Source organism: Rathayibacter sp. AY1E8 (genome assembly GCF_002931415.1).
Lineage (GTDB): Bacteria > Actinomycetota > Actinomycetes > Actinomycetales > Microbacteriaceae > Rathayibacter.
In genome coordinates this window covers 1-14,729 of sequence record NZ_PSVI01000034.1, presented here as the reverse complement: position 1 = coordinate 14,729, position 14,729 = coordinate 1, and the positions used below count along the sequence as shown (strand labels likewise).

Here is a 14,729-nt window from a genome sequence, read left to right as displayed (position 1 = left end):
GGTCAGGACTTCGGGTGCTTGTCGTCCAGGGTGTCGGCGTCGAGCACGTAGGCGGCCGACTCGGTCGAGTCGGTCTCGGGGTCGGCGGCGAGCTTCGCCTTGCGCTGCTGCTGGAAGAAGTGGAACAGCGTCGGCACCAGCGCGAGCACGACCGCGCCGATCAGGATCACGTCGATGTAGTGCGAGACGAAGTCGGCGACCGGCGGGATGAAGGCGAGCAGCCACCCGATCAGGGTGACCCCGCTGCCCCAGATCAGGGCGCCGATGAGGTTGTAGAGGCTGTACTTGCGGTAGTTCATGTGGGCCACGCCGGCCGCGATCGGCGCGAAGGTGCGGACGATCGGCACGAAGCGCGCGAGGATCACGGCGAGGCCGCCGAAGCGCTCGAAGAACGCGTTAGTCCGCTTCACGTTCTCGATGCTGAAGAAGCCGGACTCCTTGCGCTCGAAGATGCGCGGGCCGGCCTTGTGCCCGATCAGGTAGCCGACCTCGCCGCCGACGAAGGCCGAGAACCCGACGGCCAGGCAGATGACCCAGATCGGGACGCCGAGGCCGCCGTTCGACGCGTTCTCGTGCGCCAGCAGGCCCGTGATGATCAGCAGCGTGTCGCCCGGGAAGAGGAAGCCGATCAGCAGTCCGGTCTCGGCGAACACGATGAGGCAGACCACGAGCACACCCCAGGGGCCGAACGAGGTCAGGATCGTCTCCGGATCGAGCCAGGGGACGAGGGCGGCGTGATTCAACGGATCTCCAGTCGACGGGGGCCGGTGGCCGGTCGGCGGTCACGCGAGCGCGCTCAGCGTACCGGCCGATCCCGTGCGGAAGGAGGGACTCGAACCCTCACGCCTCTCGGCACAGGAACCTAAATCCTGCGTGTCTGCCATTCCACCACTCCCGCGTGCGGGCTCCAGTGTAGGAGGAGGGCCCCGCGCCTCAGCCGCGGGAGGCCGCCCGGGGGAGGTACCGCGGGATCCAGCGGGCGAGCGCCCCCGCTCCGCCCAGACCGAGCACCCCCATCACGACGGCGGCGAAGGGGAGGGAGATCAGGGCGGTGAGCGCCGACACGACGATCGGGGCGGCGGCGTTGCCCGCGTCGCCGGTGAAGCGGAACGCGCCGAGGAACGGGGCCGGATCGGCGGGGGGCGCGAGATCGGCGCCGATGGTCATCAGGATCCCGGAGCCGATGCCGTTCGCGGCCGCGAGCACGCAGGCCACGGCGACGAACCAGGGCACCGGATCGAGGGCGAGCACCGAGGCGGCGAGGGCGAGGTGGCCGAGCCCGAGGCCGATCATCGAGGGGATCGCGGTGGCGCCCCGGCCGAAGCGGTCCATCAGCTGGCCGCCGGCGTAGAAGAGGGCGAAGTCGAGCGCGCCGGCGATGCCGATGATGATCGCGGTGTCGGTCTCGGCGAGCCCGATGCTCACCGCCCAGAGGGGGAGGATCAGCGTCCGGCTCGCCCGCAGCGCCCCGATCACGGCGGCGCCGGTCCCCATCCGAGCGAGGACCCCGCGGTGCTCGCGCAGCGTCCCGAGCAGCGACTGCGGCGACTCCGGGACGGTCGCGGCGACCACGTCCTCCGGAGCGGCGCGGTCGGCCGCGGCCTGCGCCCGCCGCAGCACCGTCGCGGGGTCGGGCACGAGCAGCAGGACCACGACCGCCGCCACGCAGCAGACGATGTGCACCCAGAAGACGGACTCGACGGAGCCGGTGAGGTGCACCACCCCGGCCGCCAGGAACGGGCCGATCAGCCAGCCGGCGCGGAACGCCCCGGCGAGGGCGCTGAGCGCGCGGGCGCGGTGCGTGATCGGGACGAACGACGTCATGAACGCGTGGCGCGCCAGCGCGAAGACCGCGGTCGCGAGGCCGATCACGAAGACGCCGATCGTCAGCCCGACCCACGACGTCGAGAGCAGGCACACCACGAGCCCGAGGATCGACGCGGCCGAGGCTCCGAGCATGGCGCCGCGCTCGCCGATCCGCGAGACGATCCAGCCGCTGGGGATGTCGCCCGCCAGCTCGCCGATCATGATCATCCCCGCCACGAGGCCCGCCAGGGCCAGCGTCGCGCCGAGGTCGCCGGCCGCGGCCGGCAGGAGGGGGATGATCGCCCCCTCGCCGATGGAGAAGAGGAGGGTGGGGAGGAAGGTCGACAGCAGCAGCGGCCCGACGGGGAAGGGGCGCGGAGCGGTACTGGTCACCGTCCCCAGGGTACGCCCGGGCCGGAGGGCGGCCCCCGGCCCCCGGTAGTCTGGATGCACCATGCTGGACAACGACTTCACCGAGCAGATCACTGCTCTCCGCTCCACCTTCGCCGACATCCGCGCCGTCATCGACGTGGACGGTCTCCGCTCGAAGATCGCCGAGCTCAGCGAGCAGGCCGGCGCCCCCGACCTGTGGGACGACACGGCCAACGCGCAGAAGGTGACCAGCGCCCTCAGCCACCGCCAGTCCGAGCTCGCGCGGATCACCGCGATCGACCGGCGCCTGGACGACCTCGAGGTGCTCGTCGAGATGGCGAACGAGGCCGAGGACGCCGAGTCCGAGCAGGAGGCGATCGCCGAGCTCTCCTCCCTCCAGAAGGTCATGGGCGAGCTCGAGGTGCAGACCCTGCTCGACGGCGAGTACGACGACCGCCCCGCCGTGGTCACCATCCGCGCGGGAGCGGGCGGCGTCGACGCCTCCGACTTCGCCGAGATGCTCATGCGCATGTACCTCCGCTGGGCCGAGAAGCACAAGTACGCGGCGACCGTCATGGACGCCAGCTACGCGGAGGAGGCGGGCATCAAGTCGGCCACCTTCCAGATCGACGCCCCCTACGCCTTCGGCACGCTCTCGGTCGAGGCCGGAACCCACCGCCTCGTGCGGATGAGCCCCTTCGGCGCCGCGGGCAAGCGCCAGACCTCCTTCGCCGCGGTCGAGGTCATCCCGCTGATGGAGGAGGCCGGGGCGATCGAGATCCCGGACAACGACATCCGCGTGGACGTCTTCCGCTCCTCCGGCCCCGGCGGCCAGTCGGTGAACACCACCGACTCCGCGGTGCGCCTCACCCACCTGCCCACCGGCACCGTCGTGTCGATGCAGAACGAGAAGAGCCAGATCCAGAACCGCGCCGCGGCGATGCGCGTGCTCCAGTCGCGGCTCCTGCTGCTGCAGAAGGAGCAGGAGGCGGCCACCAAGAAGGAGCTCGCCGGCACCATCACCGCGAGCTGGGGCGACCAGATGCGCAGCTACGTCCTCGCTCCGTACCAGATGGTGAAGGACCTGCGCACCGACCACGAGGTCGGCAACCCCTCGCACGTGTTCGACGGCGACCTGGACGGCTTCATCGCCGCCGGGATCCGCTGGCGGAAGTCCTCCTAGCGCGGCTCGGGCGCGTCCCCACCGACGCGCCGCGCGCCCCCTCGGCGGACTCTTCGGGATCGTCGCTTACCCTCGTACCGACATGATTCGCTTCGACAACGTCTCCAAGCAGTATCGGGGCGGCACGAGACCCGCCCTCAACGCCATCGATCTCGAGATCCTCCGGGGCGAGTTCGTCTTCCTCGTCGGCGCCTCCGGCTCCGGCAAGTCGAGCTGCCTCCGCCTGATCCTCAAGGAGGAGCGCCCCTCCTCCGGGTCGATCCACGTGCTCGGGCAGAACCTCGGCAAGATCTCGAGCCGCAAGGTCCCGTACTTCCGCCGCAACATGGGCGTCGTGTTCCAGGACTTCCGGCTGCTGCCGAACAAGTCGGTCTTCGACAACGTCGCGTTCAGCCTCCAGGTGATCGGCAAGTCGAAGGGCTACATCCAGGAGGCCGTCCCGGACACGCTCAAGATGGTGGGTCTCGCGGGCAAGGCGTCGCGCCTGCCCCACGAGCTCTCCGGCGGCGAGCAGCAGCGCGTGGCGATCGCCCGCGCCGTCGTCAACAAGCCGGCCGTCCTGCTGGCCGACGAGCCCACGGGCAACCTCGACCCGACCACGAGCGCCGGCATCATGGCGCTGCTCGAGCGGATCAACGCGGGCGGCACGACCGTGATCATGGCGACCCACGAGGCCGGCATCGTCGACCAGATGAAGCGCCGCGTCATCGAGCTCTCGGCCGGCAGCATCGTCCGCGACGAGAGCCAGGGCGGCTACGGCCAGACCGAGAGCATCACCGTCGTCCACGACGGCGTCGTGGTCGTGGCGGCCGACGACCACGCGGTCGCCGAGCAGCCCGCGCCCCCGGCGATCATCGACAGCGAGCTCGCGCCCGCCGAGGTCCCCGAGATCGACCTGCGCCAGGAGGCCCCGGCCCCGCCGCCCGAGCCGGCCCGCCTCTCGCAGACCGCCGCCCAGCCCCGCGTCCCCGAGGGCCGCCGCTCCGCCGCCGTCGAGCCGGAGCGCGAGCCGGAGCCGGCCGCCGAGCCCGCCGCCGCCCCGCGCGTCGTCGAGCTGCAGAGCCAGACCGGTCCGATCTTCCTCCCCGCCGACACCGGCGCCCTGCCCGAGGAGTCGCTCGCCGCGCGCCTCGGCCTCCGCGCCCACGCGGGCGAGGGCGACGAGACCGGCGACGACCAGCAGAACGTAGGACCCGTCAAGTGAGATTCGCACTGATCTGGTCGGAGGTCGCCAGCGGCCTCCGGCGCAACGTCTCCATGGTCGTCTCGGTGATCCTGGTGACCTTCATCTCCCTCACCTTCGTCGGCACGGCGATCCTGCTCCAAATGCAGATCGGCCAGATGAAGAACTTCTGGTACGACAAGGCGCAGGTCGCGGTGTACATGTGCACCGCCACCTCCGGCGGCTCGAACTGCAGCGGCTCCGACGCCACCGCCGAGCAGATCGACGCGGTGCAGGGCCAGCTCGAGGGCGCCACGCTCGCGCCGTACATCGACCGCTCCTACTTCGAGGACCACGACCAGGCCTACGCGAACTTCCAGGAGCAGTTCGCGGGCAACCCGGTCGCCGAGTACGTCACTCCCGACCTGCTCAACCAGACCTTCTGGATCAATCTGAAGGACCCGACCCAGTCGGACGTCATCGTGGAGAGCCTGTCGAGCGTCTCGGGAGTCGAGAGCGTCACCGACCAGCGGCAGTACCTCGACCAGATCTTCTCGATCCTCAACGCGGCGAGCTACACAGCGATCGGCATCGCCGTCCTGATGCTCGTCGCGGCCGTGCTGCTCATCGCCACCACGATCCGCCTCTCGGCGTTCTCGCGGAGACGGGAGCTGGGCATCATGCGGCTCGTGGGGGCCTCGAACCGGTTCATCCAGACCCCGTTCATCCTCGAGGGGGTCTTCGCCGCGCTGGTCGGCTCGATCCTCGCGGGAGTCGCGGTGGTCGCCATCGTGCAGGTCTTCGTGCAGGGGTTCCTGGCGTACCGGATCCCGCTGACCTCCTTCGTGGGACTCGACGACGCTCTGATCGTCGTGCCGATCCTGATCGTGGTCGGCATCGTCCTGGCCGCCGTCTCGGCGAACGTCGCGATCGCGCGGTACCTGCGGGTCTGATCCCGGACCGGACGTATACTGGTGGGCTGTCCCGTTCGGGGCGGCCCACCGGTGCATCGCCCCGACGATGCCCGCCCCCTTCATCCGCTCGCGACCCGAGGAGCAGCCGTGCCCAGAGAACAGGGACAGAAGGTCGTCGCGACCAACCGCAAGGCGCGCCACGACTACCTCATCGAGGACACCTACGAGGCGGGCCTCGTGCTCACCGGCACCGAGGTGAAGTCCCTCCGGGCCGGCCGAGCCTCGCTGGTCGACGGCTACGCCTTCGTCGACGGGGGAGAGGCGTGGCTCGACGCCGTCCACATCAACGAGTGGGCGCAGGGCACCTGGACGAACCACCCGCCGCGCCGCAAGCGCAAGCTGCTGCTGCACAAGGCGCAGATCCTCAAGATCCACAACAAGGTGAAGGAGGGCGGGTACACACTGATCCCGCTCTCGCTGTACTTCAGCGACGGCAAGGCCAAGGTCGAGCTGGCCGTGGCCAAGGGCAAGAAGGACTACGACAAGCGCCAGGTCCTCCGAGAGCGCCAGGACCGCCGCGAGGCGGACCGTGCGATGTCGACCCGCCGCCGCCTCGGCGAGTAGGCCCCGGCGGGCACTGTCCGACGGGTGCCGCGCAAGCCTCTTCTTCGCGCCCCGTGCTTTGGGAGACTGGGGCGCGTGACCTCCCCCGAGAACAGCGCCCCCGCCGCCCTGAGCGCCGCCGACGAGAAGACGCGGTGGCGCGCCTTCGCGGTGAGCGTCGGAGTCGCGGCCATCACGATCCTCGACCTCTCGAAGGTCAACGTCGGCCTGCCGTCGATCGAGCGCTCGCTCGGAGCGGACGCGAGCCAGCTGCAGCTGATCGTCGCGGGCTACGCGCTCGCCTTCGGACTGGCGCTCGTGCCGGCCGGTCGGCTGGGCGACATCCGCTCGCGCCGCCTGCTGTTCCTCATCGGGCTGACCGCGTTCACGGTGACGAGCCTGCTCTGCGCGCTCGCGCCGTCGATCGAGCTGCTCGTCGTCGCGCGCTTCCTGCAGGGCGTCGCCGCGGGCATCCAGATGCCCCAGGTCCTCGGGCTGGTGCAGCAGATGTTCACCGGCGCCGAGCGGGCCCGGGCCTTCGGGGTCTTCGGCGCGACCATCGGCCTGTCGACCGCCTTCGGCCCGACCCTCGGCGGCCTCCTGATCGCGATCGGCGGCGAGCAGGACGGCTGGCGCCTGCTGTTCTGGATGAACATCCCGCTGGGCGTCGCCGCGCTGGTCTTCGCCTGGAAGCTCATCCCGAAGAAGCGCTCGCGGCCCGAGGGAGACCGGTCCCTCGACCCGGTCGGCCTGCTCCTGCTGGCGGTCGCGATCTTCGCGTTCATGCTGCCGTTCCTGCTGACCACGGGCTCCTCCTCGGACTCGCCCTACCGCTGGTTCTGGCTGGTGCTCGCCGCGGCCGCCGCCGCCGTCTTCGTGCGCTGGGAGGCGCACTACGCCGCGTCGGGGCGGACGCCCGTCATCGACTTCCGCATCTTCCGGACCAGCTCCTATCGCAACGGCATCCTGGTCGCGACCTCCTACTTCGCCGCGATCCCGGCGACCTTCCTCCTCACCACGCTCTTCCTCCAGCAGGGGCTCGGCCTCGAGCCGGTGTTCGCCGGCATGGTGAGCATCCCGTTCGCGCTGACCTCGGCGGTGACCGCCTGGTACGGCGGCAAGCTCGTGCAGCGCTACGGCCGCGCACTGGTGGTGCTCGGCATCGTGCTCGTGGTCATCGGCTTCACGCTCGTGCTGCTCGCCGCCGAGCTCCTCCCGGCCGAGACCGCCGCCTACGGCATGGGTGCCGCGATGCTCGTCGCCGGGGCCGGAGGCGGCTTCGTCGTGTCGCCGAACCAGACGCTCACCCTCGCCGAGATCCCGCCGGCGCAGGGCGGCGTGGCGGGCTCCGTGGGCCAGCTCGGCCAGCGCGTGGGCACCGCGGTCGGCACCGCCTGCGCCTCCGCCGTCTTCTTCGCGACCCTGGCGAGCGAGCAGGGGATGGCGGAGGGGCTGGACCGGTACCACGACGCCTTCCGCAACGGCTACTTCGTCACCCTCGGGCTGATCGCGCTCGCGCTCGTGCTGGGTCTGCTCGATCTGCGCCGCCGCCGGGTGACCGCCCGCGGAGCTGAGGTAGACTAGGACCCGTAACTCCACAGTGTGCGACGAACGACCCACTCCAGCGGCCTCCGGGCCGTCGAGTGCTCGCGGGGATGATCGGTTTCGACATTGCCTGCGAAACTGCGAGAAGCGGGTCGAGGATCCAGGGTCATCTCGTCAACGATCCCTGGAAAACACAGGTGCCGAACAGAAGCGCACCGACTTCGCTCTCGCTGCCTAAGCCAGAGTAGATAGTCCGTCAGCCCGTGGGTGCGTCCTCGCCCCGGATCCTGGCGTCATCTAGAGGACTTGCTGCGTCGTTACGCCTGAGGGCGACGCGGGACTTGCACTCGGGCTGGGCCCGTCGACCGATGCGCCGATGGTAACGGTCGGGGCCGAGCAGAACGCTCTCATCGGCTACACCCGTAGAAGGCGCAGAATCACAGCGATGGACGGGGGTTCGATTCCCCCCATCTCCACCACCGGTCGTCGTCGCACACTGGGAGCTCCGCTCCGCCGCCCTCACGACGGTCGCACGTCGAGCTGTCTGATCCGCCCGTAGAGGGTGAGCATCGCCAGCCGGTCGTCGTCGTGCGCCGGGCCGGCGAGAGCCTGCGGCGGGGCCCAGTCCCGGTAGAGCATGCCGGGCGCCAGCACGGCGACGGCGGTGCCGGCCGGATAGTGGGCGCTGCGGTCCACCGGCAGCTCGGCGAACGCATCGGGCAGGAGCCGGTGCAGCACCTCCAGCAGAGGACGGAGGCGTACTGCTCGCGCCTCGTGCACGGAGAGGGTCACGGCGTTCATCGCGGCGAGCGCGGCCACCAGGTGCTCGGCGGCGGCGTCGTCGTCGCACCGCTCGGTGACCAGCAGCGAGACCACACCACGCGGCTTCAGCCAGCCGAGCGTGGCGGCCTCGGCGTCGCCGTCCACCGAGACGACGCGGTCGGAGGCGTGGGCGTAGTCGTGCAGGAGCCGCGACCAGACGTCGCCCGGGCCGGGCCCGTCGACCTGCGCGACCGCCTCCGCCGCGGCGAGCAGGGAGCTCTGCCGGTGGAGCCTCGGGAACAGGCTGTCCGCCGGTCCCCAGTGCTGCTCGGCCGTGCGCGAGCGCTCGGGGGGTTCCTGGTCGTGCCGGTCCTGCATGTCGACTCCTGAGCCGCCGGTCTCCGCGCCCCCTCGCGCCTGCCGTTCGTCCCTTCACCCTGCGCTCCGACGGAGCGCGTGTCAATGAGCCGAACGGGGGTCGATCGGAGCCGTGGTCAGCGAGCGGAGCCGAAGAGGCTGCCGGTGGTGGAGTCGTCGGCCGGATCGAGGACCGCGCAGACGATCGTGCGGTCCCCGTGGCGCCAGCCGACCTCGGAGGGGACAAGCGAGCGGTACTCGAGGGCGGAGTCGCCGTAGGCGATCCCCATCACGGCGCCGAACTCCGGCTCGCAGCCCGCCTCGGCCTGGGCGAGCAGCGTGTTGCGGCTGGAGTAGCGGTCTCCGGGCTGCGCGAACGTGTGGAAGACCTCCAGTGCGTGCTCCTCGGCGCACGGGACGACGTCCACGTCGGCGATGCGGTCGTCGCCCGGGTCGGCCAGGCAGTCGCCGCGCCGCAGCGAGAACACGTCGGTGACGCCGGCGGTCGCCACCGTGCCGCCCTCGTCACGCACGGCCTCCGGGCCGTCCGGCCCGACGACGGAGGAGCAGCCCGAGAGGAGCAGGAGGAGCGCCGCCGAGGCGAGCGCGGCCGTCCGGCTCCTCATCGCGGCGCCACGATCGCGAGCACCTCGTCGTGCAGCAGGCCGTTGGTGGCGACGGCGCTGCCGTGCCACGGCCCGTCCTCCCCGTCGGCGGAGGTGAAGCGGCCGCCCGCCTCCTGCACGATCGGCACCAGGGCCGCCAGGTCGTAGGGCTTCACGTCGAACTCGCCCGCACCGTCGAGGAGACCCTCGGCGACGAGCATGTAGGGCCACGCGTCCCCGTACGCCCGGTCGCGCCAGACGGCGCCGGCGAGCTCGAGCAGCTGCGGGAGACGGCCCGCGCCCTCCCACTGCTGAATGCTGTTGTAGCTGAAGGTCGCCGAGGCGAGCGTGTCGATCCCCGAGACGCGCAGCGGTCGCGGCTCGGCCCCGGCCTCCAGCTCGACGGCCCAGGCGCCGGAGCCCTCGGCCGCCCACCAGCGCGTGCCGAGAGCGGGAGCGGAGACGACTCCGACGACGGGGACGCCGTCGACCGCGAGCGCGATCAGGGTCGCCCAGATCGGGACGCCGCGGAGGAAGTGGGCGGTGCCGTCGATCGGGTCGAGGATCCACTGCCGCGAGGCCTCGCCCGAGGTGCCGAACTCCTCGCCGAGGATCGCGTCGTCCGGACGCTCGGCGGCGAGCAACGCGCGGATCGCCTCCTCGACGGCGCGGTCGGCGTCGGTGACCGGGGTGCGGTCGAGCTTCGTGTCCACGACGAGGTCGAGCGCGCCGAACCGCTCCCGCGAGATCGCATCGGCCGCGTCCGCCAGGCGGAGGGCGAGTCGGAGGTCGTCGTCGAAGCTCTGGTCACTGCTCTGCGGGGTCACGCGACCACGATACCGGTGGGTCCCGCGGAGCCTCCGATCGCTGCCGCGGGCTTTCCGTCGCACTCGATTTGACGAGACGGGGGGAGACGCTGGTAGTGTGATCCCTCGGTTCGGCACGCACGATCAGCCGGCCGGAACGCACCTCTAGCTCAATCGGCAGAGCAACTGACTCTTAATCAGTGGGTTCTCGGTTCAAGTCCGAGGGGGTGCACCACCAGCCCCGCACCTCCTCGTGAGGTGCGGGGCTTCGTCGTTCCCGGACCGAGTCCGTTCCCGACCTCCTCGGAGCGCCCGCGGGGGGAGCGCCGGCCCGTGCTCACTCGCTGGAGGGTGCGGCGGTCGACGGGTCGAAAGGCGGCAGGACTCCGCGGAAGCCGACGCTCGTGGAGCCGATCCCGATGTCGAGCGCGTCCGAGGCCCGGGCCTGATCGGCGGCGGCGGCGGTCAGGCTCAGGGTGATGCCCGTCCGCGTGAAGGCCCGGGCGACGGTGCTCCAGGCCGGGTCGACGTCTCCGTCCGCCGACGTTAACAGGCGCCTGAGCATCCGCACGGTGTCCGGCGCAGAATGCGGACCGACCCCCGTTCGCGTGGCAGGATCTCCGTTCGCTTCCGTTTCCCCTCCAGAAAGGACCGATGTGCCCGAAGACGTCCTCCCCGTGATCGGCTCGATCGCGCTCGCCGTGGTGATCGCGGTCGTGATCGCCGTGGTCGCGACCGCCGTCGTCGCCCTCGTGCTGCGCTCGGTCGGCAAGCGCAAGACCTGGGCGCGCCTGCTGATCCGGCGTCTGCGCATCCCGTTCCGCGTGCTGCTGATGACCATCGCGGTCTGGGCCGCGCTCGCCGCCACCGTGTCGGGCGACCCCTGGCCGGGTCTCGTGCAGCGGGTGTTCCAGATCGCCACGATCGGCGCGGCGGCGTGGGTGATCGGATCCCTGTTCGTGTTCCTCGAGGACCTGGGCGCCGAGCGCTACCGGACCGACACGGCCGACAACCGCCGGGCACGCCGCCTCCGCACGCAGATGACGATCATCCGGAGGGTCGCCGTGGCGGCCGTCGTGGTCATCGCGATCGGCGCCTCGCTGCTGACCTTCCCCGAGGCCCGCACGGCCGGTGCGAGCCTCCTGGCCTCGGCCGGCGTGCTCTCGATCGTGGCGGGCCTGGCCGCGCAGTCGAGCCTCACGAACATCTTCGCCGGGATGCAGCTCGCCTTCAGCGACGCCATCCGCCTGGACGACGTGGTGATCGTCGAGACCGAGTGGGGGCGGATCGAGGAGATCACGCTGACCTACGTCGTCGTCCACCTCTGGGACGACCGCCGCCTGGTGCTGCCCACGAACTACTTCACGACCCAGCCGTTCCAGAACTGGACCCGCACCGGGTCCGAGCTGCTCGGCGCCGTCGAGCTCGACCTGGACTGGCGGGTGAGCCCCGAGCAGATGCGCGACGAGCTGCACCGCATGCTCGAGGAGACGGACCTCTGGGACCGGCGCACCAGTGTCCTGCAGGTGACCGACGCGACGGGCGGCTTCGTCCGGATCCGGGTGCTCGTCACCGCGAAGGACGCGCCGACGCTCTTCGACCTGCGCTGCTACGTGCGCGAGCGGCTCGTCTCGTGGCTGCACGAGAACGACCCCGTCGCCCTGCCGCGTCAGCGCGTCGAGATGGAGCGGGAGCCCGCTCCCGCCGCGACCCCGCGCCGGCACGGGTCCTCCGCCCCGGACAACCTGTTCTCGGGCGACGAGCGCTCGAACGAGCGGGGGGCGATGTTCACAGGTCTCATCGACCTGCGGGACACCCCGAAGCGGGACACCCCGAAGCGGGAGCTGCCGCCGCGGGACTGACTCCTGCGAGGACGCCGCTCCCACGGCCGCGCCCGGGGTGCGCGCGGCGAGCGGCGTCCCGCAGGGCGGTCAGCGGTTCACAGAGCTCATGTCGGCGTAGCGGTCGCCGACGGGGGCCTCGAGCGCGCCGAGGACGTCGAGCTGCTCCGCGGTCAGCACGAGGGCGTCCGCGGCCGCGTTCTCCTCGATGCGCGAGACGCGCTTGGTGCCCGGGATCGGAGCGATGTCCTCGCCCTGGGCGAGCAGCCAGGCGAGCGCCACCTGCGCGGCGGTCGCGTCCGCCTCTGCCGCCACCCGGTCGACGGCCTCCACGATGCGGAGGTTCGCCTCCAGCGCTCCGTCGGCGAAGCGGGGGTTGTCGCGGCGGAAGTCGTCGCTGCCCAGCTCGGCGACCGAGCGGATGCTGCCCGTGAGGAAGCCGCGGCCCAGCGGCGAGTACGGGACGAAGCCGATGCCGAGCTCGCGGAGGACCGGCAGCACCTCCGCCTCGGGGTCGCGGGTCCAGAGCGAGTACTCGGACTGCACAGCGGTGACCGGGTGCACGGCGTGAGCGCGCCGGATCGTCGCTGGCGCCGCCTCCGAGAGGCCGTAGCCGCGGAGCTTGCCCTCCTGGATCAGCTCCGCGAAGGCCCCGGCGGTCTCCTCGACCGGGACGCCCGGGTCCATGCGGTGCTGGTAGTAGAGGTCGATGCGGTCGGTGCCGAGGCGCGCGAGCGAGCCCTCGACGGCGAGCCGCAGGTTCTCCGGGGAGCCGTCGAGTCCGCGGCCCCCGTCGCCGCGGTGGCGGATCATGCCGAACTTGCTCGCCAGCACCACCTCGTCGCGGCGGCCTGCCAGCGCGCGGCCGAGCAGCTCCTCGTTGGTGTACGGGCCGTAGATCTCGGCGGTGTCGAGGAACGTGACGCCGAGCTCGAGGGCGCGGTGCACGGTGCGGATCGACTCCGCGTCGTCGGTGCCGGCGCCGGTGTAGAACGCCGACATGCCCATCGCGCCGAGACCGAGGCGCGAGACCTCGAGAGCGGCGACGTCGGATCCGAGGGTGATCGTCTTCATCAGTGGGTGGTCCTCTCCTGGTACGCCGCGATCTTGATGTCGATCGCGGCGAGGCTGGCGTGTGTCCGGGCGAGCTGCGCCTCGACCTCCTCGCGGTGCGTCCGGAGCAGCGCGAGGCGCTCCGGCTCCGTGGCGGGCCCGATCCGTAGGAGCCGGGCGTACTCGCGGATCCTCGCGATCGGCATCCCGGTCGCGCGGAGCTTGGTGAGGAAGTCGACCCAGCCGACGTCGGCCGGCCGGTAGCGGCGGTGCTGCGACGAGGCGCGCTCGACCGGGTCGAGCATGAGCCCGGCGCGCTCGTAGTAGCGCAGGGTGTGCACGGTGAGACCGGTGACGGCGGCGACCTGCGAGATCGACAGCACCTCCGGCTCGGCCGGGGCGGCGGTGGCGGTGGACATGGCGTCAACCTACGACTTCGAGTGCGCTCGAGGTCAAGCGGGAGCGGGCGACTCAGCCGACCTCGCGGCTGAAGCCCAGGAGGGCCTCGGCGATGCGGGCGTCCGCCTCCTCGTGGCTGATGGTCGCCTCGCCGTCGCCCGCCTGCGGCCCGTACTAGCCGAAGTCGGCGTGGTTGGCGCCGTCGATCTCGACGAGGTCGGCGGAGGAGGGCAGCCGGACGCTCGCGTCGGCGACCTTCTCCGGCGTGCTGAGCCCGTCCTCCGATCCGCTGACACTGAGGACGGGGAGCCCGGAGCCCGAGAGGTCGTTCGCGCAGTAGCTGCCGAGCAGCACAAGGCCCGCCACCGCCGGGTCCTCGGCCCACTGGCAGGCCTTCACGCCGCCGAGGGAGTGGCCGCCGACGAGCCAGCGGTCGACGCCCTCGGCCTGGCTGGTGAAGGTCTCGAGCGAGCGGAGATCGAAGAAGGCCAGGTGCAGGATCGGCCGCGTGATCACGACGGTCGCCCCGGCCTCGACCAGCGGAGCCAGGGTCGCCTCGTAGGAGGAGGCGTCGACCTTCGCTCCGGGGATGAAGACCAGGCCCGTGCCGGCCAGCTCACCGGAAGAGGTCGGCGTCATCACGAGCGCGTCGTCCGTGCGCTCGACCGCGATCGCCGGATCGGCGCGCACGCGGGCGAGGGCGTCCTCGTCGGGGCCGCTGACGATCGAGCTCCAGGTGAGGAAGCCGAGGACCGCGACTCCGAGGACTCCGCCGATGCTCGCGAGAACGACGCGGCGGCGCCTCATCGGGCTGCCGCGATCGCGTCGGCCGCCTGCACCAGGGCGAGGTGGGAGAGGGCCTGGGGAGTGTTCCCCGCGTGCCGGCGGCCCTCGACGTCGTACTCCTCCGAGAGGAGGCCCACGTCGTTGCAGAGCCCGACGAGCCGGTCCATCAGGGTCCGCGCGTCGTCGATCCGGCCGGAGTCGGCGTACTGCCGGACGAGCCAGAAGGAGCAGGCGAGGAACGGGTGCTCGCCGCCGGCGAGGCCGTCGACCGAGGACTCGGTCCGGTAGCGGTGCAGCAGGCCGTCCTGCAGGAGCACGCGCTCCAGCTCGGCGACGGTGCCCAGCATCCGCGGGTCGTCGGCGGGGACGAAGCCGACCATCGGCAGCACGAGGAGCGACGCGTCGACCTCGGGCGAGCCGTAGGACTGCACGAAGTGGCCGCGCTCGGCGTCGAAGCCCTGGGCCTCGATCTCGGCGCGCACCTCGTCGCGGAGGCGCTCCCAGGTCTCGACCGGACCGGGCAGGCCGTTCTCGC

At 71.6% G+C, this 14,729-nt stretch carries 16 protein-coding genes, 2 tRNA genes and 1 other RNA gene; 8 read left to right on the top strand and 11 right to left on the bottom strand.

From position 1 onward, the window contains the following. Positions 1-2: 2 nt before the first annotated feature. The 3 genes from C5C74_RS11180 to C5C74_RS11170 all read right to left on the bottom strand — a co-directional run bounded on the left by C5C74_RS11180 (position 3) and on the right by C5C74_RS11170 (position 2,199). The gene (locus C5C74_RS11180; RefSeq protein ID WP_104223563.1) at positions 3-743 is read right to left on the bottom strand and encodes a DedA family protein; all 741 of its coding nucleotides are present in this window, start codon (positions 741-743) and stop codon (positions 3-5) included. Between the two features lie 74 nt (positions 744-817). After that, a tRNA-Leu gene (locus C5C74_RS11175) sits at positions 818-898 on the bottom strand. A 35-nt stretch (positions 899-933) separates the two neighbouring features. Beyond that, positions 934-2,199: an MFS transporter gene (locus C5C74_RS11170; protein WP_258064152.1), complete on the bottom strand. Its 1,266-nt coding sequence runs from the start codon at positions 2,197-2,199 to the stop codon at positions 934-936. A 61-nt stretch (positions 2,200-2,260) separates the two neighbouring features. Between C5C74_RS11170 and prfB the strand changes: the two genes are divergently transcribed. The 6 genes from prfB (at position 2,261) to ssrA (ending at position 8,064) form a co-directional block, all read left to right on the top strand. After that, on the top strand, positions 2,261-3,361 hold the full coding sequence (prfB, locus tag C5C74_RS11165; RefSeq protein WP_104226967.1) for a peptide chain release factor 2: 1,101 nt from the start codon (positions 2,261-2,263) through the stop codon (positions 3,359-3,361). 82 nt (positions 3,362-3,443) lie between these two features. Beyond that, positions 3,444-4,565 (top strand): cell division ATP-binding protein FtsE, encoded by a 1,122-nt coding sequence (ftsE, locus tag C5C74_RS11160; protein ID WP_104233202.1) that lies wholly within the window; start codon positions 3,444-3,446, stop codon positions 4,563-4,565. Then, a complete protein-coding gene (gene ftsX / locus C5C74_RS11155) occupies positions 4,562-5,476 on the top strand; it encodes a permease-like cell division protein FtsX (RefSeq protein WP_104223559.1) in 915 nt (304 codons plus the stop codon). The genes ftsE and ftsX overlap by 4 nt, the downstream gene beginning before the upstream one ends. 108 nt (positions 5,477-5,584) lie before the next feature. Continuing rightward, positions 5,585-6,061, top strand: a complete 477-nt coding sequence (gene smpB / locus C5C74_RS11150) for an SsrA-binding protein SmpB (protein ID WP_104223558.1) — start codon at positions 5,585-5,587, stop codon at positions 6,059-6,061. 75 nt (positions 6,062-6,136) lie between these two features. Further along, the gene (locus C5C74_RS11145; RefSeq protein ID WP_104223557.1) at positions 6,137-7,624 is read left to right on the top strand and encodes an MFS transporter; all 1,488 of its coding nucleotides are present in this window, start codon (positions 6,137-6,139) and stop codon (positions 7,622-7,624) included. Positions 7,625-7,691: 67 nt separating this feature from the next. Continuing rightward, positions 7,692-8,064: a transfer-messenger RNA gene (gene ssrA, locus C5C74_RS11140) on the top strand. Positions 8,065-8,104: 40 nt separating this feature from the next. Here the strand turns inward: ssrA and C5C74_RS11135 are convergent. From C5C74_RS11135 to C5C74_RS11125, 3 genes are all read right to left on the bottom strand, one after another. After that, entirely contained in the window at positions 8,105-8,725 is a 621-nt protein-coding gene (locus tag C5C74_RS11135) for a hypothetical protein (RefSeq protein WP_104223556.1), read from the bottom strand. Between the two features lie 116 nt (positions 8,726-8,841). Beyond that, positions 8,842-9,330, bottom strand: a complete 489-nt coding sequence (locus C5C74_RS11130; RefSeq protein ID WP_104223555.1) for a septum formation family protein — start codon at positions 9,328-9,330, stop codon at positions 8,842-8,844. Then, positions 9,327-10,136: an inositol monophosphatase family protein gene (locus C5C74_RS11125; protein ID WP_104223554.1), complete on the bottom strand. Its 810-nt coding sequence runs from the start codon at positions 10,134-10,136 to the stop codon at positions 9,327-9,329. The genes C5C74_RS11130 and C5C74_RS11125 overlap by 4 nt, the downstream gene beginning before the upstream one ends. A 138-nt stretch (positions 10,137-10,274) precedes the next feature. Between C5C74_RS11125 and C5C74_RS11120 the strand changes: the two genes are divergently transcribed. Continuing rightward, a tRNA-Lys gene (locus C5C74_RS11120) sits at positions 10,275-10,350 on the top strand. Positions 10,351-10,452: 102 nt separating this feature from the next. Here C5C74_RS11120 and C5C74_RS17460 read toward each other — a convergent pair. Then, positions 10,453-10,680, bottom strand: coding sequence for a hypothetical protein (locus C5C74_RS17460; protein WP_181074543.1), 228 nt, complete (start codon positions 10,678-10,680; stop codon positions 10,453-10,455). A gap of 91 nt (positions 10,681-10,771) precedes the next feature. Between C5C74_RS17460 and C5C74_RS11115 the strand changes: the two genes are divergently transcribed. After that, positions 10,772-11,977, top strand: a complete 1,206-nt coding sequence (locus C5C74_RS11115) for a mechanosensitive ion channel family protein (RefSeq protein ID WP_258063446.1) — start codon at positions 10,772-10,774, stop codon at positions 11,975-11,977. Positions 11,978-12,046: 69 nt separating this feature from the next. On the opposite strand, the gene C5C74_RS11110 is transcribed toward C5C74_RS11115, so the two are convergent. The 4 genes from C5C74_RS11110 to C5C74_RS11095 form a co-directional block, all read right to left on the bottom strand. Then, a complete protein-coding gene (locus tag C5C74_RS11110; RefSeq protein WP_104226238.1) occupies positions 12,047-13,030 on the bottom strand; it encodes an aldo/keto reductase in 984 nt (327 codons plus the stop codon). Next, positions 13,030-13,428 (bottom strand): MerR family transcriptional regulator, encoded by a 399-nt coding sequence (locus tag C5C74_RS11105; protein ID WP_104223551.1) that lies wholly within the window; start codon positions 13,426-13,428, stop codon positions 13,030-13,032. Before C5C74_RS11105 ends, C5C74_RS11110 begins: the two co-directional genes overlap by 1 nt. Before the next feature lie 154 nt (positions 13,429-13,582). Continuing rightward, the gene (locus C5C74_RS11100) at positions 13,583-14,215 is read right to left on the bottom strand and encodes an alpha/beta hydrolase (RefSeq protein ID WP_104351551.1); all 633 of its coding nucleotides are present in this window, start codon (positions 14,213-14,215) and stop codon (positions 13,583-13,585) included. Next, positions 14,212-14,729 (bottom strand): glycoside hydrolase family 15 protein (locus tag C5C74_RS11095; protein ID WP_146083064.1); only part of this gene is annotated, 518 nt, incomplete at its 5' end. The genes C5C74_RS11100 and C5C74_RS11095, both read right to left, overlap by 4 nt.

Coding starts and splice junctions, on each gene's coding strand:
- C5C74_RS11130 (WP_104223555.1), bottom strand. CDS start 9,330: ATGAGGAGCCGGACGGCCGCGCTCGCCTCGGCGGCGCTCCTCCTGCTC.
- C5C74_RS11105 (WP_104223551.1), bottom strand. CDS start 13,428: ATGTCCACCGCCACCGCCGCCCCGGCCGAGCCGGAGGTGCTGTCGATC.
- C5C74_RS11100 (WP_104351551.1), bottom strand. CDS start 14,215: ATGAGGCGCCGCCGCGTCGTTCTCGCGAGCATCGGCGGAGTCCTCGGA.
- C5C74_RS11110 (WP_104226238.1), bottom strand. CDS start 13,030: ATGAAGACGATCACCCTCGGATCCGACGTCGCCGCTCTCGAGGTCTCG.
- ftsE (WP_104233202.1), top strand. CDS start 3,444: ATGATTCGCTTCGACAACGTCTCCAAGCAGTATCGGGGCGGCACGAGA.
- C5C74_RS17460 (WP_181074543.1), bottom strand. CDS start 10,680: ATGCTCAGGCGCCTGTTAACGTCGGCGGACGGAGACGTCGACCCGGCC.
- prfB (WP_104226967.1), top strand. CDS start 2,261: ATGCTGGACAACGACTTCACCGAGCAGATCACTGCTCTCCGCTCCACC.
- C5C74_RS11135 (WP_104223556.1), bottom strand. CDS start 8,725: ATGCAGGACCGGCACGACCAGGAACCCCCCGAGCGCTCGCGCACGGCC.